The 26,834-nt window shown below is 36.1% G+C and carries 19 protein-coding genes; 6 read left to right on the top strand and 13 right to left on the bottom strand.

The window, feature by feature from the left end; genetic code table 11:
* Positions 1–52 precede the first annotated feature (52 nt).
* From ACZ1JT_RS01765 to ACZ1JT_RS01750, 4 genes are all read left to right on the top strand, one after another.
* Entirely contained in the window at positions 53–475 is a 423-nt protein-coding gene (locus ACZ1JT_RS01765) for a DUF5606 family protein (protein WP_465094455.1), read from the top strand.
* Positions 476–549: 74 nt separating this feature from the next.
* On the top strand, positions 550–1,323 hold the full coding sequence (gene mazG, locus ACZ1JT_RS01760) for a nucleoside triphosphate pyrophosphohydrolase (RefSeq protein WP_465094454.1): 774 nt from the start codon (positions 550–552) through the stop codon (positions 1,321–1,323).
* Between the two features lie 11 nt (positions 1,324–1,334).
* Positions 1,335–1,652: an antibiotic biosynthesis monooxygenase family protein gene (locus tag ACZ1JT_RS01755; RefSeq protein WP_465094453.1), complete on the top strand. Its 318-nt coding sequence runs from the start codon at positions 1,335–1,337 to the stop codon at positions 1,650–1,652.
* A complete protein-coding gene (locus ACZ1JT_RS01750) occupies positions 1,652–2,800 on the top strand; it encodes a hypothetical protein (RefSeq protein WP_465094452.1) in 1,149 nt (382 codons plus the stop codon). The genes ACZ1JT_RS01755 and ACZ1JT_RS01750 overlap by 1 nt, the downstream gene beginning before the upstream one ends.
* Positions 2,801–2,834: 34 nt before the next feature.
* On the opposite strand, the gene ACZ1JT_RS01745 is transcribed toward ACZ1JT_RS01750, so the two are convergent.
* Positions 2,835–4,721 carry a DUF349 domain-containing protein gene (locus tag ACZ1JT_RS01745; RefSeq protein WP_465094451.1) on the bottom strand — a complete coding sequence of 629 codons (1,887 nt, stop codon included), beginning with the start codon at positions 4,719–4,721 and terminating at the stop codon, positions 2,835–2,837.
* Between the two features lie 230 nt (positions 4,722–4,951).
* On the opposite strand from ACZ1JT_RS01745, the gene ACZ1JT_RS01740 reads away from it, so the two are divergent.
* Positions 4,952–6,490, top strand: a complete 1,539-nt coding sequence (locus ACZ1JT_RS01740; RefSeq protein WP_465094450.1) for a SulP family inorganic anion transporter — start codon at positions 4,952–4,954, stop codon at positions 6,488–6,490.
* Positions 6,491–6,494: 4 nt separating this feature from the next.
* Here the strand turns inward: ACZ1JT_RS01740 and ACZ1JT_RS01735 are convergent, their stop codons facing one another.
* The 9 genes from ACZ1JT_RS01735 to ACZ1JT_RS01695 all read right to left on the bottom strand — a co-directional run bounded on the left by ACZ1JT_RS01735 (position 6,495) and on the right by ACZ1JT_RS01695 (position 21,001).
* Positions 6,495–7,241: a shikimate dehydrogenase family protein gene (locus ACZ1JT_RS01735; RefSeq protein ID WP_465094449.1), complete on the bottom strand. Its 747-nt coding sequence runs from the start codon at positions 7,239–7,241 to the stop codon at positions 6,495–6,497.
* A 67-nt stretch (positions 7,242–7,308) separates the two neighbouring features.
* Positions 7,309–8,712, bottom strand: coding sequence for a tetratricopeptide repeat protein (locus ACZ1JT_RS01730; RefSeq protein WP_465094448.1), 1,404 nt, complete (start codon positions 8,710–8,712; stop codon positions 7,309–7,311).
* 89 nt (positions 8,713–8,801) lie between these two features.
* On the bottom strand, positions 8,802–10,007 hold the full coding sequence (locus ACZ1JT_RS01725) for an aspartate aminotransferase family protein (protein ID WP_465094447.1): 1,206 nt from the start codon (positions 10,005–10,007) through the stop codon (positions 8,802–8,804).
* 54 nt (positions 10,008–10,061) lie between these two features.
* Positions 10,062–11,717, bottom strand: a complete 1,656-nt coding sequence (locus tag ACZ1JT_RS01720; RefSeq protein ID WP_465094446.1) for an OstA-like protein — start codon at positions 11,715–11,717, stop codon at positions 10,062–10,064.
* 166 nt (positions 11,718–11,883) lie between these two features.
* The gene (locus ACZ1JT_RS01715) at positions 11,884–12,480 is read right to left on the bottom strand and encodes a hypothetical protein (RefSeq protein ID WP_465094445.1); all 597 of its coding nucleotides are present in this window, start codon (positions 12,478–12,480) and stop codon (positions 11,884–11,886) included.
* Between the two features lie 72 nt (positions 12,481–12,552).
* Positions 12,553–13,824 (bottom strand): adenylosuccinate synthase, encoded by a 1,272-nt coding sequence (locus ACZ1JT_RS01710; RefSeq protein WP_465094444.1) that lies wholly within the window; start codon positions 13,822–13,824, stop codon positions 12,553–12,555.
* Positions 13,825–13,874: 50 nt separating this feature from the next.
* Positions 13,875–14,315, bottom strand: coding sequence for a Fur family transcriptional regulator (locus tag ACZ1JT_RS01705; protein WP_465094443.1), 441 nt, complete (start codon positions 14,313–14,315; stop codon positions 13,875–13,877).
* A 144-nt stretch (positions 14,316–14,459) separates the two neighbouring features.
* Positions 14,460–15,263: a T9SS type A sorting domain-containing protein gene (locus ACZ1JT_RS01700; RefSeq protein WP_465094442.1), complete on the bottom strand. Its 804-nt coding sequence runs from the start codon at positions 15,261–15,263 to the stop codon at positions 14,460–14,462.
* A gap of 140 nt (positions 15,264–15,403) precedes the next feature.
* Positions 15,404–21,001 carry a fibronectin type III domain-containing protein gene (locus ACZ1JT_RS01695; RefSeq protein ID WP_465094441.1) on the bottom strand — a complete coding sequence of 1,866 codons (5,598 nt, stop codon included), beginning with the start codon at positions 20,999–21,001 and terminating at the stop codon, positions 15,404–15,406.
* Between the two features lie 154 nt (positions 21,002–21,155).
* On the opposite strand from ACZ1JT_RS01695, the gene ACZ1JT_RS01690 reads away from it, so the two are divergent.
* Positions 21,156–22,202, top strand: coding sequence for an RNA polymerase sigma factor (locus tag ACZ1JT_RS01690; RefSeq protein ID WP_465094440.1), 1,047 nt, complete (start codon positions 21,156–21,158; stop codon positions 22,200–22,202).
* Here the strand turns inward: ACZ1JT_RS01690 and ACZ1JT_RS01685 are convergent.
* From ACZ1JT_RS01685 to ACZ1JT_RS01675, 3 genes are read right to left on the bottom strand one after another with little or no spacing between them, the layout of a single operon-like run.
* Positions 22,199–24,418: a RelA/SpoT family protein gene (locus tag ACZ1JT_RS01685; protein ID WP_465094439.1), complete on the bottom strand. Its 2,220-nt coding sequence runs from the start codon at positions 24,416–24,418 to the stop codon at positions 22,199–22,201. The genes ACZ1JT_RS01690 and ACZ1JT_RS01685 overlap by 4 nt on opposite strands.
* Before the next feature lie 50 nt (positions 24,419–24,468).
* A complete protein-coding gene (locus ACZ1JT_RS01680; RefSeq protein ID WP_465094438.1) occupies positions 24,469–26,013 on the bottom strand; it encodes a serine hydrolase in 1,545 nt (514 codons plus the stop codon).
* Between the two features lie 27 nt (positions 26,014–26,040).
* Complete coding sequence (locus tag ACZ1JT_RS01675) at positions 26,041–26,829, bottom strand: TrmH family RNA methyltransferase (protein ID WP_465094437.1); 789 nt, start codon at positions 26,827–26,829, stop codon at positions 26,041–26,043.
* Between the last annotated feature and the right edge of the window lie 5 nt (positions 26,830–26,834).

Raw genomic sequence — 26,834 nt, 5'->3', positions numbered from 1 at the left:
TTGTTTTTCTGCATAAAGATTAGATATTTGTCACCCTTAAAAATAATACACAATGAGCATAGAAAGAATATTAGCCATTTCAGGTAAACCAGGATTATACGATTTAAAATTACAAACCCGTACAGGATTTATTGCCGAGTCGTTACTTGACGGTAAGAAAATAACTGTAGGAATGAGAAGCAATGTAAGTTTGCTTTCTGAAATTTCAATTTATACGTACGGAGAAGAAATTCGTTTGTCTGAAATTTTTAGAAAAATTGCTGAAAAAGAAAACAATGGTGCTGCAATTTCGCACAAAGAAGACAACGCTAAATTAGAAACTTATTTTAGAGAAGTTTTACCAGAATACGATGAAGATAGAGTCTATGCTTCAGATATTAAAAAAGTATTAAACTGGTATAACATTCTTCAAGCAAAAGGGTTGGTGTCTAAAGATGCTCCGGTTGAAGTAGAAGCTGATAAAACGGAAGAATAATCTCCTGTTAAAAGATATTTTAAATAAATCCTGCCTTCGGGCGGGATTTCTTATTTTTGTACAAATTCTATACTATGAACACACGTCAGCAACAACTCGATGCGTTTAACCGTCTTTTGGATATTATGGATGATTTGCGGGCTAAATGTCCGTGGGACAAAAAGCAAACGCTCGAGAGTCTACGCCATTTAACCATTGAAGAAGTATACGAACTGGGTGATGCAATTTTAGATAACGACTTAGATGAGATTAAAAAAGAATTAGGTGATGTTTTATTGCACATTGTTTTTTATGCCAAAATAGGAAGTGAGAAAAAAGCGTTCGATATTGCTGATGTAGCTAATTCTATTTGTGATAAGTTAATAGACAGACATCCACATATTTACGGTGATGTAGTAGTGGAGAATGAAGAACAAGTCAAACAAAATTGGGAAAAACTAAAACTAAAAGAAGGTAAAAAATCGGTATTAGAAGGTGTACCAAAAAGTTTACCGGCTTTAGTAAAAGCAAGTAGAATTCAGGATAAAGTAAAAGGAGTTGGTTTCGATTGGGAAGAACCCGAACAAGTTTGGGAAAAGGTTCAGGAAGAATTATCTGAGCTGCAACATGAAGTAACCAATGCCAATGCCGATAAAATTGAAGCCGAATTTGGCGATGTTTTGTTTTCTATGATAAATTATGCACGGTTTTTGAATGTTAACCCAGAAGATGCTTTAGAACGAACCAATAAGAAGTTTATCAAGCGTTTCCAATATCTAGAAACTAAAGCAGGAGAAATTGGAAAACCACTTTCGGAAATGACATTAGCAGAGATGGATGTGTTTTGGGAGGAAGCAAAGAAATTATAAGAACAGTTAAGATGATTGCAAAAACACCAGAGCCACCGTATTACGCTGTGATTTTTACTTCGGTAAAAACCGATATTGAAGCTGGATATTCTCAAACAGCCAAAAGAATGATGGAATTAGCCGAAGTACAGCCTGGTTTTTTAGGTGTTGAATCGGCTAGAAATGAAGTAGGAATTACCGTTTCGTATTGGAAGGATTTAGAAGCAATTAAAAACTGGAAATTGAATGCAGAACATACTATAGCGCGCGAAACCGGTAGAAGCGATTGGTATCAGTCTTTTAAAGTTCGCATTGCTTTAGTTGAACGCGATTACGACTTTACAAAATAATGAATTTAACGATGAAACAATTGACATTGTTGTTCCTGTTAGTGGCAAACAACATCATAGCTCAAAAAACCGTAAAAGTAACTGAGCAGACCATAAAAATTAAACCCAATACTACCGAAGAATTGTTGTTTGGGTTTGCTGATGGCGACCGAATTATATTGACTTTTATCGAAACAAACGGAAAGAATATTGATGAGTTATCGGTTTCGGAATATCCACAAGCAGTAAAATTCAAAGTTGTAGATGTTAAAAAAGTGAAGAAACAAGAAATTCTGGTGAATCATAAATCGGTTTACAAATTTCAGTTTAAAAACGACAGCAATGAAGTGCTATTAGGGAAACTTTTAATTCAGAGAAAATCAGCCGATGAAAAAGTGGCTAACTTTAACACATCTGTGAAATGGGTTACAGAAGTAGATACGGCATGGAATTCGGTAACTCGTGATGTGCCAATAGGCTATGATACTTTAAAAACGCAAAAAACGCGAAAAGTGGCTTATTATGAGAAGAAATATGAAGAAATGATATTCGATAAAAGCCAACGCGTGAATGCTAAAACCTCATTTGGTTCAAGTAGCAGCACAGTTCAATTTACATTGCCTAAAAATCAAATTACAGACGAGGAAAGCAAAAAAGTAATTGCTTGGGCTTATTGGGTAGGTGTTGGAAAAGAAAGTAACGAATATTGGAATCAAAACAGAAAAATGATTGTTGGGGCTGTTCAAGGGGTTGCATCATATTTTACGACACCTTTAGGCGGAATTGCTGCTGGAGCAATAACAAATTTAGCAATGCCTTCTAACGGTGAAGATGTGGAATATGCATTGGTCAACGAAGAAAATAAAAAAATGTTTCTTGATGAAAAAGCATTTAAATCGCTAGATGAAGGAAAAGGGATTGCAACCTATAAAAGGTTTACCGAGGCAAATTCGTTGCAAGGAACGTATTTTATAATGCTTAAAAACGATAATTATGTTCAGCCTATAGATGTTAATGTAAAAGTTGCTGCGATTATGGAACATAAAAAGTATAAAACGGAAACGTATATGGATGTACAGATTACCCAAAAATATGGTAAACAAATCATCACAGAACCTACACTTTCCGTACGAACCTTTCCGGTAACATTTGATTATAAAAAGAAATAAAAAAAATCCCAACGCAAGTTGGGATTTTTTTATACTATTCTTGTTTCAAACTTCTAATTTGTTTCAGCTTTTCTTTCCAAAGTTTTAATTCTTCTTTCTGGCGGTCAATGTTTTTATTGACTTCTTTCAAGAATGGATTATCGGCTTTGGCGTTGGTAATAAACTGAATGTTATTTTCCAATTGAAAAATTTCGTTCTGAACTTCGTCAATTTTACGAATAATGAAAAGTTGTTCGTTTTGTAACTGACGTTCGTCGCCATCGGCTAGTTGTTCCAAACGATTGCTAAATTTAGCCATTTCAGCATCTTTTTTAGAAAGACTCAACTTGTCGAATAACGCATCTAGAATTTTATTGAATTTCCCTTCAATATGACGTTTGTTATGAGCAACCTTACCAATTGCTTTCCAATTTTCAATATGCTTTTTAATAGCGTCTAAATCGGTTTTATGTTCACCCGTTAATTGAAATTCTTTCAATGCATCCAAATAGTTTTTCTTTTGTTCAAATGCTTCGTTTTCTTCAGCGTTTGATTCGTTTCTTTTGGCGTGCATTCTATCAAAATAATGATTGCAGGCGCTTTTGAAATCTTTCCAAACCGAATCGGAATATTTTCTTGGCACATGCCCAATTTTTTTCCACTCTTCCTGAATTTGCTTCATGATAGGAGTAGTAGCATTAAAATCGTCATTATCTTTTAACGCATTAGCTTTTTCAACCAAAGCTAATTTTTTATTCAGATTGACTTGTTGGTCTTTTTTAATGTCTTTGTAAAACGCATTTTTTTGCGAATTGAAATGGCGAACGGCATCTTTAAAAGCAGTCCAGGTTTCTTCATTCACTTCGATGGGAACTTTACCTGCGTTGAAAAAGTTGGTTCTAAGCGCTTCAATTTTTTCGATTTGTTCTTGCCAACCGTTGTGAGAAGCAACTTCTTCGCCAGCAATTGCGTTTATTTTAGCAATTATTTCTTTCTTTTTGGCAAGATTTTCGGTTTCAAGTTCTTTAGCTTTTGCGTAAATAGCTTCGCGTTTATCGTGTAACTGTTTCGTTAAATCACTAAAGGTATTCCATAATTCTTCGCGATGTTCTTTAGATACGGGTCCGATTTCTTCTTTCCAGATTTTATGCAACGATTGCAATTCACGAAATGCTTTTAAAACATCTTGTTCTTGCAATAATTCTTCAACACGAGCAATTATTTTTTGTTTTTGCTCCAGGTTGTGTTTAAAGTCTAAATCACGAGCTTCGCGATCCAAATGTAAATGATCGTAAAAGCGCTCGATATGGAAATGGAAATTGTTCCAAACATGGTTGTATTTATCACGCGGAATAGCGCCCGCTTTTTTCCAACGCTCTCTAATGTCGTTTACGTGTTTTAGGGCGTCAGAAATATTTTCTTCAGAATTATCAACCAAATTTTTCAATTCTTCAATTATAGCCAATCTGTTGTTCAGATTGTTTTTTAAGTTGCTTTGAAGTTGTTTGTAATATTGGTTTTTTTGATCTCTATAACTGTTGTATATGGAGTCGAATTTGCTTTTTAATGGAAAATGATAGTAAAAACCTGAAGTGTCACCGTTGTTATCATGACTGTATTCATCTCGTTTTTCATCTATAAAATGATGGTATTTTGAGGTGAACTCTTTTCGAATTTCTTCCACATGATTTTGGATAGCCATAACTTTTTCATTGGAAACTAATCGGTCCAATTCGTCAGTTAACGCTTCCATGGAAAGGCTTTCGTAATTCAGGAACGGAATTTCATGCGATTCGGTAATCGATTCGTCTTCATTTTCTTCGGCATTTGAACTTTCAATGGCTTCAATGGCATTGGTGTTCTCGTTTTTTAAAGTTTCCTCTTGAATCACATCTTCATGTCCTTCTGCAGCTTGCAGGTTATCATTCTTTTCTTCTAACATTGTAATTAATGCTTAAGTTTAACAAAATTGAGCCGAAAGATAATAAAGCACAAGGATAATTCAAAAGAAATGGGGTTAAATAAACCGTTTTTTCTGTTGAACTGTATGAATTGTTTTTAAGGTATTCATATTTTGCTTTGCTGTAACTGAAAGTGTACCTTTGCACCTTTCTGAATATAACACTAACTTGACTTTCTTTCCTGAATTTCAAGCCTCGAAATGACTTCGTAATGAAAAAAGTTTTCAACCTATTCGATTTTTCAAAAGAAATAGATTACCGTATCGAAATATTAGCGGGATTAACTGTTGCAATGACCATGATACCGGAATCGCTTTCTTTTGCAATATTGGCTGGATTTCCGCCATTAGTTGGGCTTTATGGTGCGTTTATCATGGGATTGGTTACGGCGGTTTTTGGAGGTCGCCCCGGATTAATATCTGGTGGTGCTGGAGCAACGGTAATAGTGTTAATTGCGTTGATGAAATCGCACGGACTTGAATTTGTTTTTGGTGCTATTGCTCTTGCAGGAATACTTCAAATTAGTATCGGACTCCTAAAACTTGGAAAATTCATACGATTGGTTCCGCAACCTGTTATGTTTGGATTTGTAAACGGATTGGCAATCGTTATTTTTCTATCACAACTTGAACAATTTAAAACCGTTGTGAATGGTCAGGTAGAATGGCTTAGTGGTACGCCTTTTTTAATCATGATGGCATTGGTAGCGTTAACTATTGGGATTGTCTTGGTAGTGCCCAAAATAACTAAGGTAATACCGTCTTCATTGGTGGCTATTCTTATTGTATTTGCTTTAGTTTTCTTTTTAAATATTGATACCAAACAGGTTAAAGATATTGCTTCAATAAGTGGAAGTTTACCACCTTTTCATATTCCTCAAATTGCTTTAACGTTCGAAAACTTAAAAATTATCTTTCCGTATGCTATGGTAATGGCAGCTGTTGGACTTACCGAAGGTTTATTAACGCTAAATTTGGTGGATGAAATTACAGCCTCTAAAGGGAATAGTAATAGGGAATGTCTAGCGCAAGGAAGTGCTAATTTGCTAAATGGTTTTTTCTTTGGAATGGGAGGCTGTCCTATGATTGCTCAAACATTGGTCAATTTATCGGCTGGTTCTAGAGCGAGATTATCTGGAATAATTGCATCGTTAACAATACTCTTAATTATTTTAATTGGTGCCCCAGTTATTGAAAAAGTACCTATTGCGGCTTTAACTGGCGTGATGATTATGGTGGCTATTGGAACTTTTGAGTGGGCTAGTTTGCGTATTTTCAGACGTATGCCTAAATCGGATATTATTGTAATGCTTATAGTAATGCTAATTACCGTTTTTCTTCATAATCTGGCTTTGGCCGTTTTAATAGGAGTAATAATATCGGCTTTGGTTTTCGCATGGGATAATGCCAAACGAATTCGCGCTCGAAAACATATTGATGAAAAAGGTATTAAACATTATGAAATATACGGACCACTATTTTTTGGTTCCATAACTGCTTTTAATGAAAAGTTCGATGTGCAGAACGATCCCAATGAAATTATAATTGATTTTAATGAGAGTAGAGTAGTGGATATGTCGGCAATTGAAGCTTTAAATGCTTTAACAGGAAGATATCATAAGAATGGAAAAAAAGTACATCTTCGTTATTTAAGTCAGGATTGTATTAACCTGCTTAAAAATGCTGAAGCTATTATTGATGTTAATATAATGGAAGACCCGAACTATATGGTCATGACAAACGAAAAATAATAGTTTATTCGTTCCAAATTTCCCAAGCTTTTTCGGCTTGAAATACCAACATATCATAGCCGTTTTTAATTTTAGCACCGTGTTGTTTGGCTAACGCTAAAAATTTTGATTGCTCCGGATTGTATACCAAATCAAAAGCAATATGTTTTTCTGTGAAGTACGAATACTCTAGTGTTGGACATTCATCTGTATTAGGAAAAGTGCCTGTTGGTGTTGTGTTAATTATAATCGTGTAATCATCAAATACTTCTTTCGATAATTCATCGTATGAGAATTCATATTCAGAGGGTGTTCTTGATACAAAATCGAATTCAATATTTAATTTTCGTAAGGCAAAAGCAACGGCTTTACTAGCGCCTCCTGTTCCTAAAATAAGTGCTTTGGTATGGTGTTTTTTAAGCAAGGGCTTAAGCGCTTTTTTAAAACCGTAAAAGTCTGTGTTGTAACCTTTTAAATTTCCTTTTTTTGATATTTTAATAACATTAACTGCGCCAATACGTTCGGCATTTTTAGACAGTTTGTTCAGATAAGGAATAATAGCTTCTTTATAAGGAATGGTTACGTTTAATCCTTTGAGATTTTTTTTGGTACATATATTTCGAAATTCATCAATGGTTTCAATATCGAAATTTTCATAAGAATAATGATCAAACCCAATATTTTCGAACTTCTCGGAAAAGTATTTTTTAGAAAATGAATAACTAATATTCCTTCCGAGTAAGCCAAATTTCTTTTTTTTGAGTTTTTGCATAAAAAAATACGGTTAGTTAAAAAGTAACTAACCGTAAATTTAATAGTAAAATGTGGTATTTGGTTTACTATTCGTCAACTTTTTTATGTTTTTTTATGGCATTTTGCACAGAAATTTTATTCCAAATTGCCGGAAACAGTTCTTCTAGAAGCGATTTGTTTTCAAAATTCAATCGTAAACCGTTTGCCAAATGAAATTGGCCTTTGGTTTCGTCATGCAGCATGAAATATAAACCTGCCAAACGATATTCCACTTCGTATTCTTCAGGGAAATATTCAGAAGCTTGTAATAAAGTTTTAACGGCGCTTTCAAATTCGCCTAAAAATTGTAAAATATCCACCCAAAACAACCAAGTGTCTAATTCGTAATCGCCATATTCAACGGCTTTACGATAGCCATATTCGGCTTCTTCGTAGAAATTTAAGGCCTTATTAATAGTAGCATATCGTTTCCAATATAGTTTATTTTCATTGTCAATTCCAATAGCTTTATTGGCATAATAAAGAGCTTTTTGGAAGTTTTTTTGACGGATGTAAAAATCAGTTATTGAAATCCATGCTTTGTCTAACAACGGGTCTTCGTGTACAGTTTTAAGATAAAATTGAAGTGCAAGTTCAGAATTCCCTAATTTTTCATGGCATTTTCCTACTCGTAGTAATGCAAACGATGTTGCATCGTCCAATTCCATTGTTATGCTGTAGCAATCAATAGCTTCTTGATATTTTTTTAATTTCTCTAATGACTTTGCTTTTTCAAGATAGGCACCAAGAAAATTTTCATCGATTAACGTTGCGTAATCAAATGCGCGAACTGCTTGGTCATAATCTTTTATAGTGTAATACTGGCGCCCTAATTGATGCCATGCTACTTCACTATATGGATTTTTATCGATGAAGTTGTTTAGAAACAATATTGCTTCGTTAAACTGATCTAAAAAATCAAAACAGTATACTACGTTATATAAAGCCGAATGGTCTTCCATATCTTCATCCAAACATTTGATGAAGTTTTCTTTGGCTAGTTCCAATTCGTCCATAAACAAATACTCCATACCAATAAGATTGTATACATCGGCATTGTCGTCGGTATATTTTAATGCTGTTTTAAGCATTTCTACCGCTTTGTCGTGCTCATCTCTTTTTGAATGGATATTGGCTTTCTGGATGTAAACTTCTTCGTTGGTGGGTTCTATGGCAAACAATTCGTTGCATAGTTTTTCAGCGATGTCGAGCTTATCTTCATACACTAAAAGTTCAACTTGAACTAACTTCAAACCGGTAGATTTGGGATGTTGTTCTAAACCTAATTTTAAAGCCTTTTTGGCTAAGTTTATTCTCCCCGTGTCAAGATAATGAAGAATGATATCTTCAAACTCTTCAGAGTCAAAGAAGAATACCTTGTTGGTTTTCAACATGGATTCAAACTTCGATAAGGATAAACTATTCTCTTCTTCCTCGTTACTCAAATACATACTCCAATTGTTTAAAATTATCCTTATTAAAATTACTAAGACTTTTCAGCCTTTTTATGATGAACGTAAGTAGGTTGTAAACAATATTATTAACAATCTTGTTCCATAGCTTGTTCGGCCATCACTTCATTCATAGCTTCAATAATGATGCCACAACCTTTTTCAATTTCTTCGTTAGAAAGTGTTAATGGTGGGGTTATACGAATGGCACAGCCTTCAAAGAGCAGCCAGAATAGAATAAGTCCTTTTTCCTGACATTTAAAAATGATTTTATTAGTGATTTCAGGACTTTCTGTCATAGGAGCCAGCATTAAGCCTTCACCGCGAATTTCTTTGATTAATGGATGTACAAGTAATTTACGGATTATTTTTTCTTTTTCAAGAGCTTGAGCCATTAAATCCGTTTCTAATAATTCTTGTAATGTAGCCAAACAAGCAGCCGCAATTACCGGATGACCTCCAAAGGTTGTAATGTGCCCTAATTTTGGATCATGACTTAATAAATCCATATATGCCGATTTAGCCATAAAAGCACCAACAGGCATTCCGCCGCCCATGCCTTTTCCCATTACAACTACATCGGGAACGATATCGTAATTTTGAAACCCGAATAGTTTTCCGGTACGACCAAATCCGGGTTGAATTTCATCTAATATTAGTAAAGCGCCAACTTCATCACAACGTTGGCGGACTTTCTTTAGAAAATCGTTATGAGGTTGAATAAAACCAGCACCACCTTGAATGGTTTCCAAAATAATTCCGGCTGTTTTATCAGTGATTTTTAGTAAATCTTCTTCGTTATTAAAAGTGATGAAATCAACATCGGGAATTAATGGGCGGAAAACTTGTTTGCGTTCTTCAAAGCCCATTACACTCATAGAACCCATGGTGTTGCCGTGGTAAGCATTATAACAAGAAATAAGCTGACTTCTTCCTGTAACACGACGGGCAAGTTTTAAAGCGCCTTCTGTTGCTTCGGTTCCAGAGTTAACCAAGTACACTTTGTCTAAAGGTTCTGGAGTGTTTTCAACTAAAAGTTTACATAAATCTACTGCAGGATCCTGCGCATATTCGCCATAAACCATGACGTGAGCATATTTGTCAAGCTGATTTACAATAGCTTCCCTCACACGTGGATGTTGATGGCCCAATGTACAAGCGGAAACCCCAGCTACAAAGTCTAGGTATGCTTTTCCGTTGGTATCATATATATAGGAGCCTTTGGCATGAGAAACCTCCATTCCGAGTGGGTAAGGTGAGGTTTGCGCCTGATATTTATAGAAATCTTTTAACATTATCGGTAATTTGGTGTTGGGTAATCCGTTTTATTTGAAAGTCAGGAATGAAGACTATTTCTTCTTCTCGACTTTCGACTTTTTACTTTCGACTTTCTTAGGTTTTCCGTATTCTAATGTTTCTTTTTTGATTTCCATTGGTTTTTCATCTTCTAGAGCGTCGATTTTGCTTTGTGATTGAATTTTAGCATCCAGTGCTAATTCTTCTTTAGGAAAAATATCTTCCAAACGTGTAATTTCTTCATCACCACGCCAAATGAAGCCTTTCAGCTTTCTGGCATTTTCTGGGAAATCTTTTTCAGGATAAATTTGACCTTCAGGATTTACTAACTTAGTAACACTTTGTATTTGGTTGTCTTCTAATTCTAAGTGAATTGAACTACAAACACCTTTATCGATGCCTACGAGTTCTTGGTCGTCGTTATACATATAGTAAATCATCTCGGAATTTTTAACAACATCTACACTGTATAGTTTGTTGTCTTTAAATTTTCCGTAAAGATTCATTCCTTTTACCTGATTAAAACCATTCCCAATGGTGTCTTTTTGAACAATAAAAGCATTGTTTATTACCTTTAATGAGTCTAGTTTTTCGGTTTTGTTATTGCCAATAAGATGCATGATATCACCAGTTAATTGGCTTTTTTGACTCCATAAAACAGGTCTGCCAATAAGTTGTGTTAAGCCTTTATTTTGGTCGGAATGAATAGAATCACATTTTCCACTCATGTCGGATTTGAAAATACGGGCATTTTTAAAACCTCTTACAATACGTTCGCCTTGTTTGCCTGTAACTAATATTTTTTCGGCGTGAATGTATACCGAATCATTTTCTACAAAACTGGCAATTAATGCTTTTTTAGTAATAAACATAGAATCTTTAGCACGGTGCATTTCGGCATAATGACCTGTAACAACCATACGATTTATGGAGTCGGTTATTTTTACGTTATTCGTAGCCGATGAGAAATTCCGTTTACCGTCGTAATATATTTTCTCTCCCTTAATTTTCCTGTTTTCATAGGTGATGGTGGAATTTTTGGAGAGGTTTGAAGTTTGATTTTTGGTATCGTAAAAACCGTTTTCCGTATAAATGATATTTCCTTTGTTGTTAATGGTAGAAGGACCAAATACATAAGCATGTCCAGATTCTTCATAGTAATCCAAATGATTGGTTTTGATGGTGGATTCTGGATTGGTAACGGTTACTGCGGTTGTAAACTGGTATTTTTTTTCATTAACAAAATAACGACCTGACTTACTACGCAAGGTATTTTCTTTATTGATAATGGTTCCGTATGTATTGTAATAGGCTTGCTGAATACCTCTGTCGAAATTAATAGTATCTGTAGTCAATGTGGATTCTGGAGAACGTAAAACTACATTTCCGGTAGCAAAGGCAAATTTTTCATTTCCGTTGTATTCGGCATATTTGCTGGTCATGGTAATAGTGTCTCCTTGATTCAAACGCACATTACCAAAGACTTTTACATAGTTTTCATCTTTAAAATGATAAGCTTTGTTACAGCTAATTAAAACGCCATCGTGTTCCACCTGAACATTTCCAGTAAACAATATTGCTCCTGGAATTTCGGTTTGATTCATATCAATGAAATCGGAATGTAGAATTTTAATAACTTTCTTTTCCTGTGCCGATAATGACAATCCAATGAAAAGACAGTAAATTATGTATAGAAAATAGTTTCTCAATGTCTGAAATTTTGCCCAAATTTAACTAAAATCTGCGAATGACGATTTTCGTTAAGAATTATTTATGTGTTAAGTAGCAAGTGAAAAGTGAAAAGCAGAAAGAATGGGAAAAGAGAATAAGATTGAAATAGGGTTAAAAAAAATGCTTTCCTAAGAAAGCATTTTGTTATTTATAAAGAATTACAAACCAACAAGCATTATTGGGATTAAATAATCCTAAGCCGGGTGTGTAAAGTAAAAAACCTACTTTGGCATTATTGTTTGTGTAATTGTTAGTTATTTCAAGATTTTTTACAGCATTCCAAATGGCTTGGTAGTCAAAATCTGTATTTTGTCCTTCATAACCAAGATCGTTAGCTGTAGGAGTGAAATATTCTGCAGTAGAGAGATTAACTAGTGCATCAGTTGTAGTTGTGGAGTAATGATTTGAGGCATTTTCAACAGGGTAATTATAATCACCGCCCAACCAAATAATAGGTCCATCGAAAACGGTTGTGTCGGTAGGAGAGTAGTTCAGCGAATAATAACTTCCAAAATCAGAAGGAGGAACTAAGGTTTCCTCAAACGGAATAGTTTCTGTCATCGGAACATCTTCAAAATGATATTCTGTACCCCCAAGGAACGTATTTGTTTGAAAATCTACTTTTAAGAAGACTAAATCTCTTGATGTATTGGGAGTTACGGGAACTGTAATAGTATCGTCTTGATCGGTACATGACAAAAACGTTACCAAAATTAGTAGTCCTGAAAATATTTTCTTCATTGTATTGTGTGTTTTAAAGTATGCAATTTACTAAAAAAAAATGCTTTCCTAAGAAAGCATTTTTTTTAACTATTATTTTACTATCGTTTGTGTTCTGTCTGGTCCAACCGAGATTACTCGAATTGGTACACCAACTTCACTTTCAATAAATTCTACATATTCTTTCAATTCTGCAGGAAGTTCGTCGTATTTAGTCATGCCTGTTAAATCGGCTTTCCATCCTTTTTTCTCCACATAAACCGGTGTAACATTTTCTTCTTCGATATTGTAAGGTAAATGGTTGATTATTTCGCCATTGTATTTATAACCGGTACAAACTTTCAGGGTGTCGAATCCAGAAAGAACATCGCCTTTCATCATGTACAATTCGGTTACACCATTTACTTGAACAGCATATTTTAGTGCTACTAAATCCAACCAACCGCAACGGCGCGCGCGCCCAGTTACCGAGCCGAACTCGTTACCTACTTTAGCAATGGTTTGACCAATTTCGTCAAACAATTCCGTAGGGAAAGGACCACTTCCAACACGTGTAGTGTAGGCTTTAAAAATACCAAATACTTCTTTTACACGATTAGGTGCAATTCCTAAACCGGTACAAGCTCCAGCAGCTGTAGTGTTTGAAGAAGTTACAAAAGGATAGGTTCCAAAATCAATATCCAATAACGAACCTTGAGCACCTTCAGCTAAAATCGATTTTCCTTCTTTAAGTGCGTTGTTTAAAAATTCTTCGCTATCAATAAATTGAAGTGTTTTTAAAACTTCAATTGAAGCAAAAAACTCATCTTCCATTTCTTTTAAATTGTACTGCATGTCAACATCGTAGAACGCAATCATAGCTTCGTGTTTATCCGCTAAATTTCTGTATCGTTCTTTGAAATCGGCTAATTCTATATCTCCTACACGGATTCCGTTTCTGCCGGTTTTGTCCATATAGGTTGGGCCAATACCTTTAAGCGTAGATCCAATTTTTGCTTTTCCTTTAGACGCTTCAGAAGCAGCATCTAGTAATCGGTGGGTAGGTAAGATAAGATGTGCTTTTCTGGAAATCAATAATTTAGATTTAAGATCCATGTTGAATTTTTCAAGACCTTCTAATTCTTTTTGAAAAACCACAGGGTCGATAACGACACCATTTCCAATAATATTGATAGAATTTTTGTGGAAAATACCCGATGGAATGGTTCTTAAAACATGTTTTATTCCGTCGAATTCTAAAGTGTGTCCGGCATTTGGTCCGCCTTGAAAACGAGCGATAATGTCGTATTTAGAGGTAAGTACATCAACGATTTTTCCTTTTCCTTCGTCGCCCCATTGTAGGCCTAGCAGCAAATCTACTGTCATTGTGTTGTGTGTTGTTTTAGTTGTTGTTATTTCTGTACGATTATTATCGTTTATTCTTGTTTTTTTGTTCCGTAAAAATAAAGAGAATGATTGGTGATTGTGATGCCAAAAATTTCTTCTATGGTTTGTTTGATGGATTGAATTCGCGGATCGCAAAATTCGATTACTTCTCCGGTATCGGTTAAAATAATGTGATCGTGTTGCTTGTCGAAATATGATTTTTCGTAATGCGCTTGATTTTGACCAAACTGATGACGGCGTACCAAGTTACACTCCAACAATAATTCAATGGTGTTGTATAGTGTTGCACGACTAACGCGATAGTTTTTATTTTTCATTTTGATATACAACGATTCAATATCAAAATGCTCTTGACTTTCGTATATTTCCTGAAGTATAGCATAGCGTTCAGGAGTTTTTCGATGCCCTTTTTCTTCAAGATATTTTGTAAAAACATTTTTTACAATTTCCTGATTTGTATTGTTTTCCATAGGATTTTCAATCAAAGACCCGCAAAGATAAGTTTTTTAAAGTGGATAAATGTGATTGAATTGTATTTTTTTATGAAAGTGATATAAACATGAAAAGGATATCTGACACCAGATATCCTTTTGAAAGAATTTCGTTGTTGGAAATTATTGTTTGATTATTTTTTTGAAATAAACGGTTTTATTTTTTGTAGTAACTTTTACAAAGTAAGTCCCAGCGGATAAGTCGGATGTGTCAATTTCAGTTGATTTCGAACTGTTTTTCACGATAGATCCTACTAGATTTGCTATTTGTACTGTTTCAATTTCATCATTCAAACGGATATTTAATTTGTCTTTTACCGGGTTAGGGTAAATGCTAATAAAGCTACCATCCTCAAAGGATTCAGTACTTAAAGTGCCAGTTACTGTTACATCATCAATAGTCCAGTTGTCTCCATCATCTTGTGCCATTACAAAAGCAATGTAAATTTGTTGCCCGTTATAGGCACTTAAGTCAACCGTTTTTTGGTTGGTCATAGGTTGGGTGTACCCAAAGCTTGTTTCGCCATAGGTAGCAACGGTAGTAAATGAATTTCTATCAGTTTGCGAAGTCGTAGAAACTTTTACGGTATAGGTTGTTCCATAATCCATTAACGGGTATGTTTCGGCACCATAAAAACTTAAGGAGCAGCCTGAATAGCCTGTAAGATTGATTAATGGAGTTACCAACCAGTCTTCGGCAAGGCCTCCACTCACATTTTCATAATGAACATGCGCTCCATTGGTAGTAGAATGGTATTGAGTGTCTGAAATACCCCAAGTACTAACTGTGCCTAATCCGTTGCTTCCAGGATACGTTACCCAGCCACTTGGTAAAGAGTTTGAACTTTCGAAGTTTTCACTAAACTGACCAAAGGCAGCAAAAGAGCATAAGAAAAGTAAAAAATAGCTTTTGTAAAAAAATTTCATAAAAAATGTATTAATAAATAAATGAATTCAGAGTGGTTGTTATTGAAATTTGGCAAGGGAGAGCCTCTTTTTTTGAAACAATTATGAGGCTCTTCTTGCCAACCCAACTAAAAAAACTAACGAGAGAAAATGACTTTATCCTATTTTAAAATGTGCTTCTTGGTTATAACTGTATTGTTATTAAGTGTGATTTTAAGAAGTAATACACTTTCTGAGGTTAAAGTATTTTCAATGATTATTTTGTTGTTGTTAATGTTGTTGTATTCTTTGATTTTTTTGCCGGTTACTTCGTAAACTACTACCGAATCAATAGTTTGTGTTTGTGCGTTTATCAGGATTCCGTTCTCATTACTGATTATAATACCACTATTGGATTCTTGGTTGTTTGTAGTATTTAGAGTGTTGTTTGTGTATCGTACCAGAAATCTATCGTCAAAACTTCCTGATCCGGTATTGAATTGATATGGAGCTACTTTTAAATCATGAATGATGTTTAATAGTCGGTCTTCTAAATAAATTGATATATCGTCAAAACCTTCTGTAGCATTGATGCCAATTTTAGCATTTCCTGAAATCGGACTAAAATAGCCTAATGGAACTAAATCCATAGTATCAAATGGCCAACCTCTACCTTGAATGGATAATTTTTTATTTTCACAAACAGAATATAGTTTTAACGTAGTTCCTTTTAGTGCATCTCCATCATAACCCCAATCCAAACCATTTGTAGCAGAAGGAGTATAGCCTATTAAAATTTGATTAAAATCGTTGACATCATTGGTTAGATTAAGCCATAATCGTTTTCTGTCTGCCGAAGTATCGTTTGCATTTCTAAAGAAATTGTTGTTGTTATTTATAACCCTCATGGAATTTGTAAACGTAATAGTGGAGGTTGAACCATTTGGCATTCCATCATTAGCACTTACAAAAAAGGATTGACCGGAAGCAATATATTGTGTTGGAGTAGTTCCGCCAGAAATTGCCGTAGCAGTGCTTCCCATTAAATTAATAGTAGCATAATCATTGATAGTATAATTGTATACATAATTACCATAGAACGGGTCTGCAATAGAATTTGAAGGAAGAGTGTTATGTGTCCATAGATACACGGTTCCATCTGTTGCTGTTGTATTTGCAGGTAAGTTTAAGAAAGATAGAATATCAATAGCTGATGGATATGGGTTTCCAATTAGATTCCATTCGTCATCTGCATCGGTTACTGCAGTGCTACTTCCATTTACAAAAGCACCAATATTAGCATTTGAGCCTTTAGAAATAGGAGTTGTGATTGTTCCATTGTTTGGTGTTCCTACAAATGTGTTTGTAAATATTTGTTTTACTCCACTTATTGGAAATGAACTTGGGGCTCTTGCTATTACAGCTTCCGATGGATTCATGGTACTTGAAGGACTTAAAGTTTGCCATGTTCCGTTTCCACCTGAAACAGTAGGGAGATATTTAAAAATAAAACTTGTACCCGGACTTAAGTTTCCTACTGTGAAATTTGAAGCTTGTGTAACTGGTGAATTCCAATAGGTATAATCATATTTATACATGGGCTGCGTTGCTCTTTTAATATGAGCTACACCTGTATTGGCAACGTTGTTGGTTTGAACTAACGAAGCCGAATTTTCAAGGATTAAATCACCACCTGAAGCAATGTTAACAAAATCAACTATCGAAAGTGTATTGTTCGAATTCACTGTTAATGTTGCCCCATTGTATATTGTGATGTTTTTTCCTAGTCCAATATACCCTGTTCCACTAATAACAGGATTGTTAGGTGTTGAAGGTACTAGAATACAGTCTGCCGCAGTTGGTATAGCATTGCCAGACCAATTGCTAGCGGTATTCCAATCGGAGTTTGTGTTTCCTAACCATGTTTTAGACCCGCTAATGATGGCGCTTCCGGTAAGGTTAGCACTAATTGCATTACAGTTAGCATCAGAAAGGGCAGAAAGGGTGTACGTTGTAGGTGTACTTGGGCTAACTGTAAATGAATAAGGGCTACTTGTAATACCGGAAACTGTTACTGGAGTTGTGCCATCTGTATACGTTACCGTCCAAGGTTGACTGCCGGTTAGATTGATGTTGATTGTGGTATTGGTGTCACAAATACTTCCATTTCCGCTAATTGAACCTGTTGGGCCACTAATTATGAAATCGGTAGGAGTTCTTACCGCTGATCCATTGCTGGTACAGGCTGCATAATAGGTGTATGTTCCAGGAGTATTGGTATCCGCCAATCCGGATCCTGGCACACCTACAGGATTGAATGGTGATCCATAACCTATCGGAGTTCCCCCTGTTGCCGTGGTATACCATTCAATGTTACTTGTAGCTGGAGAAACAGTTCCTCCGCTAATATTCCATGTGTAACTTCCGTCATAGGTGCAATCACATACCGAATTATATGTTGAAGAATATAGGGTATATGTAACACCCATAGTTAAATATGCTGTTAAAGTAGGCTCTTGGAAACCATTTGCTCCATTACCATCATCGTTCATACCGTAGATAAACGTACCACTACCACATTGACCTGGGATAAATGGACCAGTAGTGATATAGCCTTGACCTTGATAGGCAGTATTGTCTGCCATTGTAAAAGTGTATGGTCCCGTTGTGTTTACTTGAAAAGTATACGCCGTATAATTTGCAGTGTGAGGTGAGAAAGTGATTCCGTAATGGGGATCACTTGTACCACAATAGCTGCCTGGATATGATAAGATTAATTGATTTGTAACAGGGTCAGTGGCAGAATTCCAGGTACCATTTATAACATTTGTAGGGGCACCAAGGGTAACGCAAGATCCTATAGCACTAATCTGACTTGTGTAACCAGGACAAATAGTCGTACCTGTTGTTGTTGGAGGTAGGGAAGTATCTCCTGTTACAAATGTTAGAGGCACCCAAGCCATTTTAATGATTCCATCACAGTTGGAACGTACCCATACGTAATAAAACGTATCGGGAGTTAAGCCGGTAATATTTACCGAGGTTCCCATAATGCCCGTTCCTGTTGCCACAGTCGAGGCTGTTGGGGGAGTGGGTGATGTTGATAGATAATATTCATACCCGTTAGCAGGTGCAGGCGATGCGGCTGTCCAGTTTACGGTTGCTGTTGTATTGGTGATAGGGGTTACGGTAATGTCTGTTGGATTACCACTACAAATAACGGTAAGTGTATAATCTTCAGTCTCACCCTCCATAACTGTTCCGCATGCAGGAGGATTGGCATCTGCCAAATGACATCGAATTCTCATGATGTGGTCACCAAAGGCAGCACCGGCAGGTACAGTGAAACTTCCTGTAAAAGAGGTAGCTGTTGTTGCATTTGTGTAAACAGTTTCTCCAGCATCTGCAAAATCTAGGTCATCATTCCAGTCAACGTAAATTCTAAATCCTTGTGTTCCGGTATTGTTCGCATAAAAATTAATAGTGCCGCCGCGTCCTTGGCTTACGATTTGTGAAGTGAAATTTCCATATCCGTTTGTGGAAAGTCCTGAACCATTATTGGTAATATTTAATGTACCTCCTGTCGTAGAGAAATCATTCATATAGTCAGGTGTAGTGGTATTCATCGTTGTTGCTGAACAATGTCCTGTATGAAATGCCACGGGAGAACTCCATTCGCTATAATCACTTCCTCCACAAAAACTTCTAACAAACACGTAATAATCTGTTTCGGAGATTAAACCCGTTACGTTTGCTGTCAGTACGCCTGCTCCAACGGCTGTCCCAGCTCCTGTAGGAGTAGTGTTGCTGGTTGAAACAACATATTCATATCCATTGGAAGGAGCTGGTGAAGCGGCATTCCAGTTGATGGTTGCGGTGGTAGTTAATACGTTGGTTGCGGCTATTACCGTTGGAACAAAACAAGTTGGAGTAGGTTTAACAACTAGTTTATCGGCATACATATTATCTCCAAAAGCAGAATCAAAATATAAACCTACATACAGAGTGGATTGGTTTCCTGCCCCAGCCGGTAAAACTAAAGATTTTGTAACCCATCCCGCCGGCGCCGATGGAACATATCTTGTGTATAATGGACCTACATTCGTCCAAGTCGAGCCATTGGTTGACCATTGTACTTGTACTCCGTCTGGAAGCGTGCTTCCGGATCCTGTTTCGAACCAGTCAAATTCTACGGTTACACTAGATGTTCCCGTTGTGATTATAGGCGGGGTATATACCCGTCCGGCTTCTGTAGCCGAAGCACTAAATGAATTGTATTTAATAAAACGGGTTCCTTCACTAGGAGTACTGCAGGTTGGAGAGCTTGAAGATGTTTCATACGTGATTCTATCTGAACCGGTCACGATTTGTTCAACTGTACAGGTGACAGGAGTTGTAGTGTTTACGGCATTAAAACCTTGAGTGTATGGTAAAGTTACTGATGAACAAGGTGTAGTCAAGTTACCTGTAACATAAGAACTGTTGCATCCGTTTCCGGCTAAAATTCTGTAATAATAGGTTGTTGCAGATGATAGTCCGCTTATAACTTGAGAGACTGTTGGATCTATTATCGAAAATGGAGATCCAGCAATGTTTGCAGTATAACCTGCGTCCGTTGTTACTTGAAGGCTATAGGTTATAGAGGAAGCTGTGCCTCCGGTTGGAGTAGTCCATCCTAATGTGAAACTACTAGTGGTAATGGCTGATGCGGTCACTGCATTGGGTACAGCCGGACAAGTGATTGCGTTGTTTGATAATGGACTTGCTGTATTGTAGGCGGGTGCTCCAGTACAAGAAGAATTATAGGAATAAATGTAATAGTAATATTGTGTGTTCCCGGCAAGTCCTGAACTGGTAAAAGTGGTTGTTGTGCTGTTGGCAACTACAGAGGTTCCTGCTCCCAAAGCTGTAGAACCTACGGCATATGTAGTTCCGTTAATTGGGGCTGTTGGAGGGGTCGCGCTTGTACTACGTACCACCATATATCCCGATGGTGCTGGTGAGGCTGCCGTAAAAGAGCCGTTTAGGGAAGTACTTGTAATGCTTGAAAATGTTAATGCCGTTGGTTGGTTGGTTGGAGTTACGCAGGGAGCTGGAGCGGATGAAACCAACGAAATGTCGTCAATGGCGGCAGGCGGTTGTGTACCACTGGTCGTGTCGTTTTTCCATTCAAAGACCAATCTGAAGGTTGTTCCCGCGTAGATAGCAGGTATAGTGATTGTCGCAGCGTTGGTCCAAGTGCTTTGGAGTTTGTATTGTGTCAAACCTTGTTGTATTCTTCCAGTTGGAGCTGTTCCTGTAGCAGTAATGACTGTCCCGTATACTGGGGTGTAAGAGGTTGGAACGAGCCAAACAGTCATATAGTCCCAATTTGTTTCTCCTTGTCCCATCCACTTGAAATTCAAATAAATATTGGTTTCTCCTGCTGGTACAGTAATATCTCTATAGATATGCGAATATCTATTGGCTGACGAAGATGTTGCGTATGTGTGTGGAGGAGGTGTTCCTGCTGTATTGTTAGTTATATAAGCGGCTCTGGCTCCTGAAAATCCAGCTGTGGCTCCTGTATTACATACCCATTGGCTAAGAGTTGTAGTAGCGCTTCCTGTTGAGTTCCAACCGTTGGCAGCAAATGTAGTTCCGTTTTCAAATCCTCCATCAGTTGCAGGATTTATATGAACAGTTTGAGCAGAGGTTTTAAATCCAAACAATAAACTACTGGTAATAAAAAAATAAAAGATAGTTTTTAAAAAGATCTTTTTTAGATTATTTTTTTTCATAGTTAGTAAGAGTTAAATCTTTTTATAATTTTGTCTTAGTCAATTTTTTTTGAATTACACGGCAACTTTTAATGTCATTTGTAAATCCAAAGCAAAATTATATTTAGCTAAAGGTTAACCGATATTAACTGCTACTACAATACTACTACACTATATGTTTTTAAGTCATTTAACCTTTTTTTTCAGTGCGATTGGTTTTTTACTCTTCGTTATTAAGAGTTATCGTCAGAAAGGTTTTGAAAGGTTTTTGACCTTGTTTTCGTTTTTGTATTTTTCCTTGAGCGGAATATGGCTTTTTATCAATTCGTATACTACAGAGCGATTTATTGCCTTAGATCATTATGCGGCTATTGTAGAAAATTTAGCGTTACTACTACCAGTGGCCATAATCTATTTGTTCAATAAAGGAAATCAATCAACTCATTTTTATAAAACGATTTTTACTGTTTTAGGGATTTCAGTAGGGTTTTATATGCTTCATTTGCTGATAAGCAATAATGATGTAAACGGACTTGTCTTTGCCATTGAAAATAAAAACATTGTAAATAATGCTGTTTTACAGATTGCTTACAATGTAATTTTAATGTTAATTTTTATTCTTGGTTTACGAAAAATTGATGTTTCCGGCAGTGGAGAGCTTTTTGACGGATTGTATCGAAAAGTATTTATTTCATTGTTTTTGGTATATTATTCTCAAGATATACTTTATTTTCTGATGGTAATTTTTTCGGTTACCATCGATAAGCAGTTTTACTGGCTATACATAATTTCGCTTTTGATTAATCTCTTGGTTTCAGTATTGCTAATTACTTTGGCAGTATATACGAATTGGTTGTCGTTGTTTAATAAAATCAAAGCCGAACCACAAATTGTAGAAGTGTCGCCTTCTGAAGAAAATAATCGTATTTTTCATTTCGATAAAGACGATTTCCGTGCCAAGACCTGGATGGAGTTTAAAAATGAAATTGTTAAAGATTATCCAGATTTGATTGATAATATTGAAGGACTGGAATTCCTTTCCAAAACAGAAAAACTGTATGCCGGATTACTTCCATTTGAATTATCGCATAAAGAAGTTGCCGACTTGTTAAATGTTTCGCTTCGGACTGTAGAAACCAATTTTTACAGATTAAGGGCAAAATTAAAAGAACAGAATTTCACCCTTATTTATCCGTATAAATTTGATGATACTATAGCTTAATTGTTCATACGAACAACTTTATCCACGCCATCAATTTTCTTGATGTTATCTATTAGTTTTTTAAGAATAATATTATTCGGAACGACTACAGTTAGCTGTCCGTTGAATAAACCAGCTTCACCACTAAGTGAAATACTTTGAATGTTTACATTCATTTGGTTCGAAATAACCTTGGTTAACTCATTGGTTAATCCTAAGGTATCCATTCCAGTAATTTTTAGTGTAGCTTTAAATTCTTCTTGCGAAGAGTCAATCCATTTCGCCTGAATAATTCGATATGCAAAATTCGATTGTAAGCTTATGGCATTCGGACAATCTTTTCGATGCACTTTTATACCTTCATTTATAGTCACAAAACCAAATACATCGTCACCGGGTATAGGATTACAGCAAGTCGATAGCTTGTAGTCCAATTTATCTTGTTCACTTCCAAAAACCAATAAATCGTAGTTTTTACTGATTTCTTCCTTGTGAATATGTTCCGAATGCGAATTGGTGCCTCGTTTGATTGTTTTCTTAAAAAAGTTAACCAGTGTATTGCTTTTTTGGGCAGCAAAATCTTTTAACTTTTGATTGTCAATAGTACCCAACCCAGCACGATAAAACAAATCTAGACTGGTTTGTAGTTTAAAGAAGTTAACAAGTTCATTAACGGTTTGTTCGTTCATCGTGATTTTTAGATGACGAAGTTTACGCGTTAAGATTTCCTTACCGTCTTCAGCTATTTTCTTGGTGTTCTCGTTAAGAACATTTTTGATTTTATTTCTTGCTCTAGAGGTCGTAACATATTCCAACCAGTTTGCTGTAGGTTTTTGAGTTGTAGATGTGATAATTTCTACCTGATCGCCACTGTTTAAAACATGATTTAACGGCACTAGTTTTCCGTTAACGCGTGTTCCTCTAGTTTTAATTCCGATTTCGGAGTGAATGCTAAAAGCAAAATCCAATGTGGTAGCCCCTTTAGGTAGCGATTTGATTTCACCTTTTGGTGTAAACACATAAATTTCTTTAGCGTAGAGATTTAATTTGAAATCCTCTACAAAGTCAACCGCATTACTTTCTGCGTTTTCCAGCGCTTCTTTTAGCTGGTTAAGCCAAACATCAAGGCTGTTTTCTTCCGTAGCCCCTTGTTTGTATTTGTAATGGGCAGCATATCCTTTTTCGGCAATTTCATCCATACGTTCACTGCGAACCTGGATTTCAACCCAACGCCCCTTAGGTCCCATGACCGTGATGTGAAGCGCTTCGTATCCTGTAGATTTTGGGGATGAAATCCAGTCTCTTAAACGACTAGGGCTCGGGCGATAATGATCGGTTACTATCGAATAGATTTTCCAAGCTAAGAACTTTTCGTCGTGGGCATTATCCGATTTGTAGATAATTCGTAAGGCAAATTTATCATACACTTCATCAAAAGTAACGCCTTGAGCTAGCATTTTTCTTCGGATGGAATACACCGATTTTGGTCGGCCTTTCATGGTAAATTCAATGCCTTCGTCATCTAATGATTTTTGAAGCACATCGGCAATCGATTTGATATAAGCCTGTTGTTCTTCTTTACTTTCCTTCATTTTACTAACAATATCGTTGTAAACATCAGGTTCAGTATATTTTAATCCGAGATCTTCTAATTGTGTTTTTATGTTGTATAGACCCAAGCGATGGGCTAGTGGCGCATAAATGTAAAGTGTTTCCGAAGCAATTTTGGCCTGTTTGTAATCGGCCATACTTCCCATAGTTTGCATGTTGTGCAAACGGTCGGCTATTTTAATGAGAATTACACGAACATCATCGTTTAGGGTAAGCAGCATTTTACGGAAGTTTTCGGCTTGCATCGAAATTTCCTGATCGGTTTTAACCTTTGCCATTTTGGTTAAACCATCAACAATACGGGCTATTTTAGGATTGAACATGCGCTCAATATCTTCAACCGTAATGTCGGTATCTTCAACAACGTCGTGCATTAAAGCAGCAGCAATAGAAGTAGCGCCCAATCCAATCTCTGAAGCAACAATTTTAGCTACAGCAATTGGGTGGAAAATATAGGCTTCTCCCGATTTTCTACGTTGGTCTTTATGTGCATCAACGGCAACGTCAAAAGCTTTTCGTATAAGTTTTTTGTCGTCTTCAGATAAGGTTTGGTAACTAATGCGAAGTAGTTCTTTATATTCTTTCGCAATCGCTTTGTTTTCCGCTTCTAAATCAAGTTCTGTCATTGTAAATCATTCAGTACCTAAAAATAAGCTAAAGAAAGCGAATTTCCAAATTAATTCACGCGGTTAAAGTCTAAATCTTGAAAGTCGTAACTAAAATCCGTTAAAGGAGAAATGGGCTTCATGGTTAAATTAACTGCGTTTCCATTTGTATCGTAGGTAACATACATAAAAGCATCTGCATCAAAGTAGCGATTGAACCATTTTACAGCAAAAACGGCATCTTTGTAATATAAGATTTCGCCGGCTAGTTTTGGAGAGCGTTTCGAATGAAAATAATACTTTCCTTTTTTCTCTGTAATGGAAATATCGCCTAACCAATTGTCTCTATAATTTCCAACAAGATTTTTACCTTTTGTTTTTAAGGTTTTATCTTTCAGATTTTGAGTTGTGATTTTCCAAACTTCTTGTGTTACTTTATCAGCATCTTCAGTTCTTGATTTGACCAAATCACTATATTTTTTCACATAATCTTGCTTAGGAAGACCGAGATAGCTGTCTTTAATAGTGTTTGAAATGGCAATAAAAGCAGCTCCAGATTGTTGGTTTGTAAGTACAACGATGCCTAAGTTTAGTTCTGGGATCATTAAAGTTTGTGTCACGTTTCCTTCTAAACCTCCTGTGTGCGACACTTCAAGTTTTCCGGCAACATCTTGTAACTGCCAACCTAATCCATAAGTTTTAAAATGCGTGTTGTATGGAGCTACAGTACGAACTGGTTCTAGCGTTTGTGGAGTCCACATTTCGGAATGTTGTTTTGTACTGAAAAGCGCATTACCAGAACCATATTTTCCTTTGTTCATTTGTACGATAAGCCATTTGCTCAAATCGTTTACACTAGAATAAATTCCGCCAGCAGCATCCATAATTCTGCTTTTGTAACGGGTTATTACTTTTAACTTACCGTCTATTGGAACATGAGGCACAATAGTGTTTGTAGTGTCTTTTAACTGTGACCATGTGCCAACACTATTGCTCATTCCAATAGGTTTCATAATTCGGTTTTCAACAAATTGTGCCCACGATTGTTTGCTTACACGTTCAATTACTTCTCCAGCAATTACATAAAGTAAATTGTCGTAATCGTATTTGGTTCTAAAACCAGAAACAGGTTTTAAGAATTTAATATTGTTTACAATGTCTTTTGGTGTGAAATCATGTCCATCAGGCCAAATCATTAAATCACCTGCGCCTAAACCAAGTCCGCTACGGTGGGTTAACAAGTCACGAATGGTAAATTCGTTGGTAACATAATCGTTATACATTTTAAATTCGGGAATGTAGGTTGTTACTTTGTCATCCCAATTTAATTTGCCTTCGTCTACTAAAATTGCCAAAGCGGCTGTGGTAAACGATTTACTGTTGGATGCTATTCCGAATAAGGTATTGGCATCAACTTTTTGTTTTGTTGCAATTGAAGTAACGCCATAACCTTTAGCGTGAATAATTTGCCCGTCTTTTACAACAGCAACTGCTATTCCTGGAACATCGAAGGCTTTTAGGGTTCTTTCTACTAAGGTATCAAGTTCTGTGGAAGAAATTTGTGCTGAAGCACCAAAACCCAATAAAAAAGCTACTAATGCTACTGTGTATTTCATAATCTTGATTTTTCGTTGAATTGTTATTTAAAATCCGCGTTGTCTTTTCGCTTCAAAAATTAAAATTGCAGCAGCAACAGACACATTCATGGAGTCGATTTCTCCTTGCATTGGAATATTTATGTTTTTTGTACTAGAATCCCTCCACGCTTGTGTTAAGCCAGTAGCTTCGGTACCAACAACCAAAGCGGTAGGAGTAGTGTAATCTTGTGCGTGATAAGAAGTAGAATCCTGCAAAGTGGCACAATAGGTTGAAATATTGTTTTCTTTTAAAAATTGAATGACTTCTTCCGTCGATCCAATTGCAATTTGTCGTGTAAACAAACAGCCTACACTAGAACGAACAATATTTGGATTGTATAAATCGCTTTTCGGATTGGCAATAATAACAGCATCTAGATTGGCAGCATCAGCAGTTCGTAAAATTGCACCGATGTTGCCTGGTTTTTCGGTGGCTTCTGCAACTAAAATTAATGGATTTTTAGAAAGTTTTAAATCGGATAATAGCAATGATTTACTTTTAGCGACGGCTAGTATACCTTCTGTTGTATCGCGATAAGCTAGTTTTTGATAGACTTCTTTAGAGATTTCTATTAACGCAATTCGGTTGTTTGTTAATTTGGTTATTTGTTCTGTAGAAATTAATTCTGGTAAGAATAAAATTGTTTCCAGTTCATAGCCTCCTTTTTGTGCCAGCATGATTTCGCGTTGTCCTTCAATGAGAAAAGTTCCGGTTTGTTTACGGGTTTTTGCTTTTTCCTGAAGTTGAACTAAGGATTTTATATATGGATTTTGAGCAGAGGTAATTTGTTTCATATGTA

The sequence above is a fragment of the Flavobacterium sp. IC2-16 genome (genome assembly GCF_055521455.1).
Note: the sequence above shows the minus strand (reverse complement) of the source record. Positions and strands in the feature narration are given on the sequence as shown.

Excerpts from the sequence above, each read along its gene's own strand:
- ACZ1JT_RS01765 (WP_465094455.1), top strand. The coding sequence starts at position 53 with ATGAGCATAGAAAGAATATTAGCCATTTCAGGTAAACCAGGATTATAC.
- mazG (WP_465094454.1), top strand. The coding sequence starts at position 550 with ATGAACACACGTCAGCAACAACTCGATGCGTTTAACCGTCTTTTGGAT.
- ACZ1JT_RS01755 (WP_465094453.1), top strand. The coding sequence starts at position 1,335 with ATGATTGCAAAAACACCAGAGCCACCGTATTACGCTGTGATTTTTACT.
- ACZ1JT_RS01750 (WP_465094452.1), top strand. The coding sequence starts at position 1,652 with ATGAATTTAACGATGAAACAATTGACATTGTTGTTCCTGTTAGTGGCA.
- ACZ1JT_RS01745 (WP_465094451.1), bottom strand. The coding sequence starts at position 4,721 with ATGTTAGAAGAAAAGAATGATAACCTGCAAGCTGCAGAAGGACATGAA.
- ACZ1JT_RS01740 (WP_465094450.1), top strand. The coding sequence starts at position 4,952 with ATGAAAAAAGTTTTCAACCTATTCGATTTTTCAAAAGAAATAGATTAC.
- ACZ1JT_RS01735 (WP_465094449.1), bottom strand. The coding sequence starts at position 7,241 with ATGCAAAAACTCAAAAAAAAGAAATTTGGCTTACTCGGAAGGAATATT.
- ACZ1JT_RS01730 (WP_465094448.1), bottom strand. The coding sequence starts at position 8,712 with ATGTATTTGAGTAACGAGGAAGAAGAGAATAGTTTATCCTTATCGAAG.
- ACZ1JT_RS01725 (WP_465094447.1), bottom strand. The coding sequence starts at position 10,007 with ATGTTAAAAGATTTCTATAAATATCAGGCGCAAACCTCACCTTACCCA.
- ACZ1JT_RS01715 (WP_465094445.1), bottom strand. The coding sequence starts at position 12,480 with ATGAAGAAAATATTTTCAGGACTACTAATTTTGGTAACGTTTTTGTCA.
- ACZ1JT_RS01710 (WP_465094444.1), bottom strand. The coding sequence starts at position 13,824 with ATGACAGTAGATTTGCTGCTAGGCCTACAATGGGGCGACGAAGGAAAA.
- ACZ1JT_RS01705 (WP_465094443.1), bottom strand. The coding sequence starts at position 14,315 with ATGGAAAACAATACAAATCAGGAAATTGTAAAAAATGTTTTTACAAAA.
- ACZ1JT_RS01700 (WP_465094442.1), bottom strand. The coding sequence starts at position 15,263 with ATGAAATTTTTTTACAAAAGCTATTTTTTACTTTTCTTATGCTCTTTT.
- ACZ1JT_RS01695 (WP_465094441.1), bottom strand. The coding sequence starts at position 21,001 with ATGAAAAAAAATAATCTAAAAAAGATCTTTTTAAAAACTATCTTTTAT.
- ACZ1JT_RS01690 (WP_465094440.1), top strand. The coding sequence starts at position 21,156 with ATGTTTTTAAGTCATTTAACCTTTTTTTTCAGTGCGATTGGTTTTTTA.
- ACZ1JT_RS01685 (WP_465094439.1), bottom strand. The coding sequence starts at position 24,418 with ATGACAGAACTTGATTTAGAAGCGGAAAACAAAGCGATTGCGAAAGAA.
- ACZ1JT_RS01680 (WP_465094438.1), bottom strand. The coding sequence starts at position 26,013 with ATGAAATACACAGTAGCATTAGTAGCTTTTTTATTGGGTTTTGGTGCT.
- ACZ1JT_RS01675 (WP_465094437.1), bottom strand. The coding sequence starts at position 26,829 with ATGAAACAAATTACCTCTGCTCAAAATCCATATATAAAATCCTTAGTT.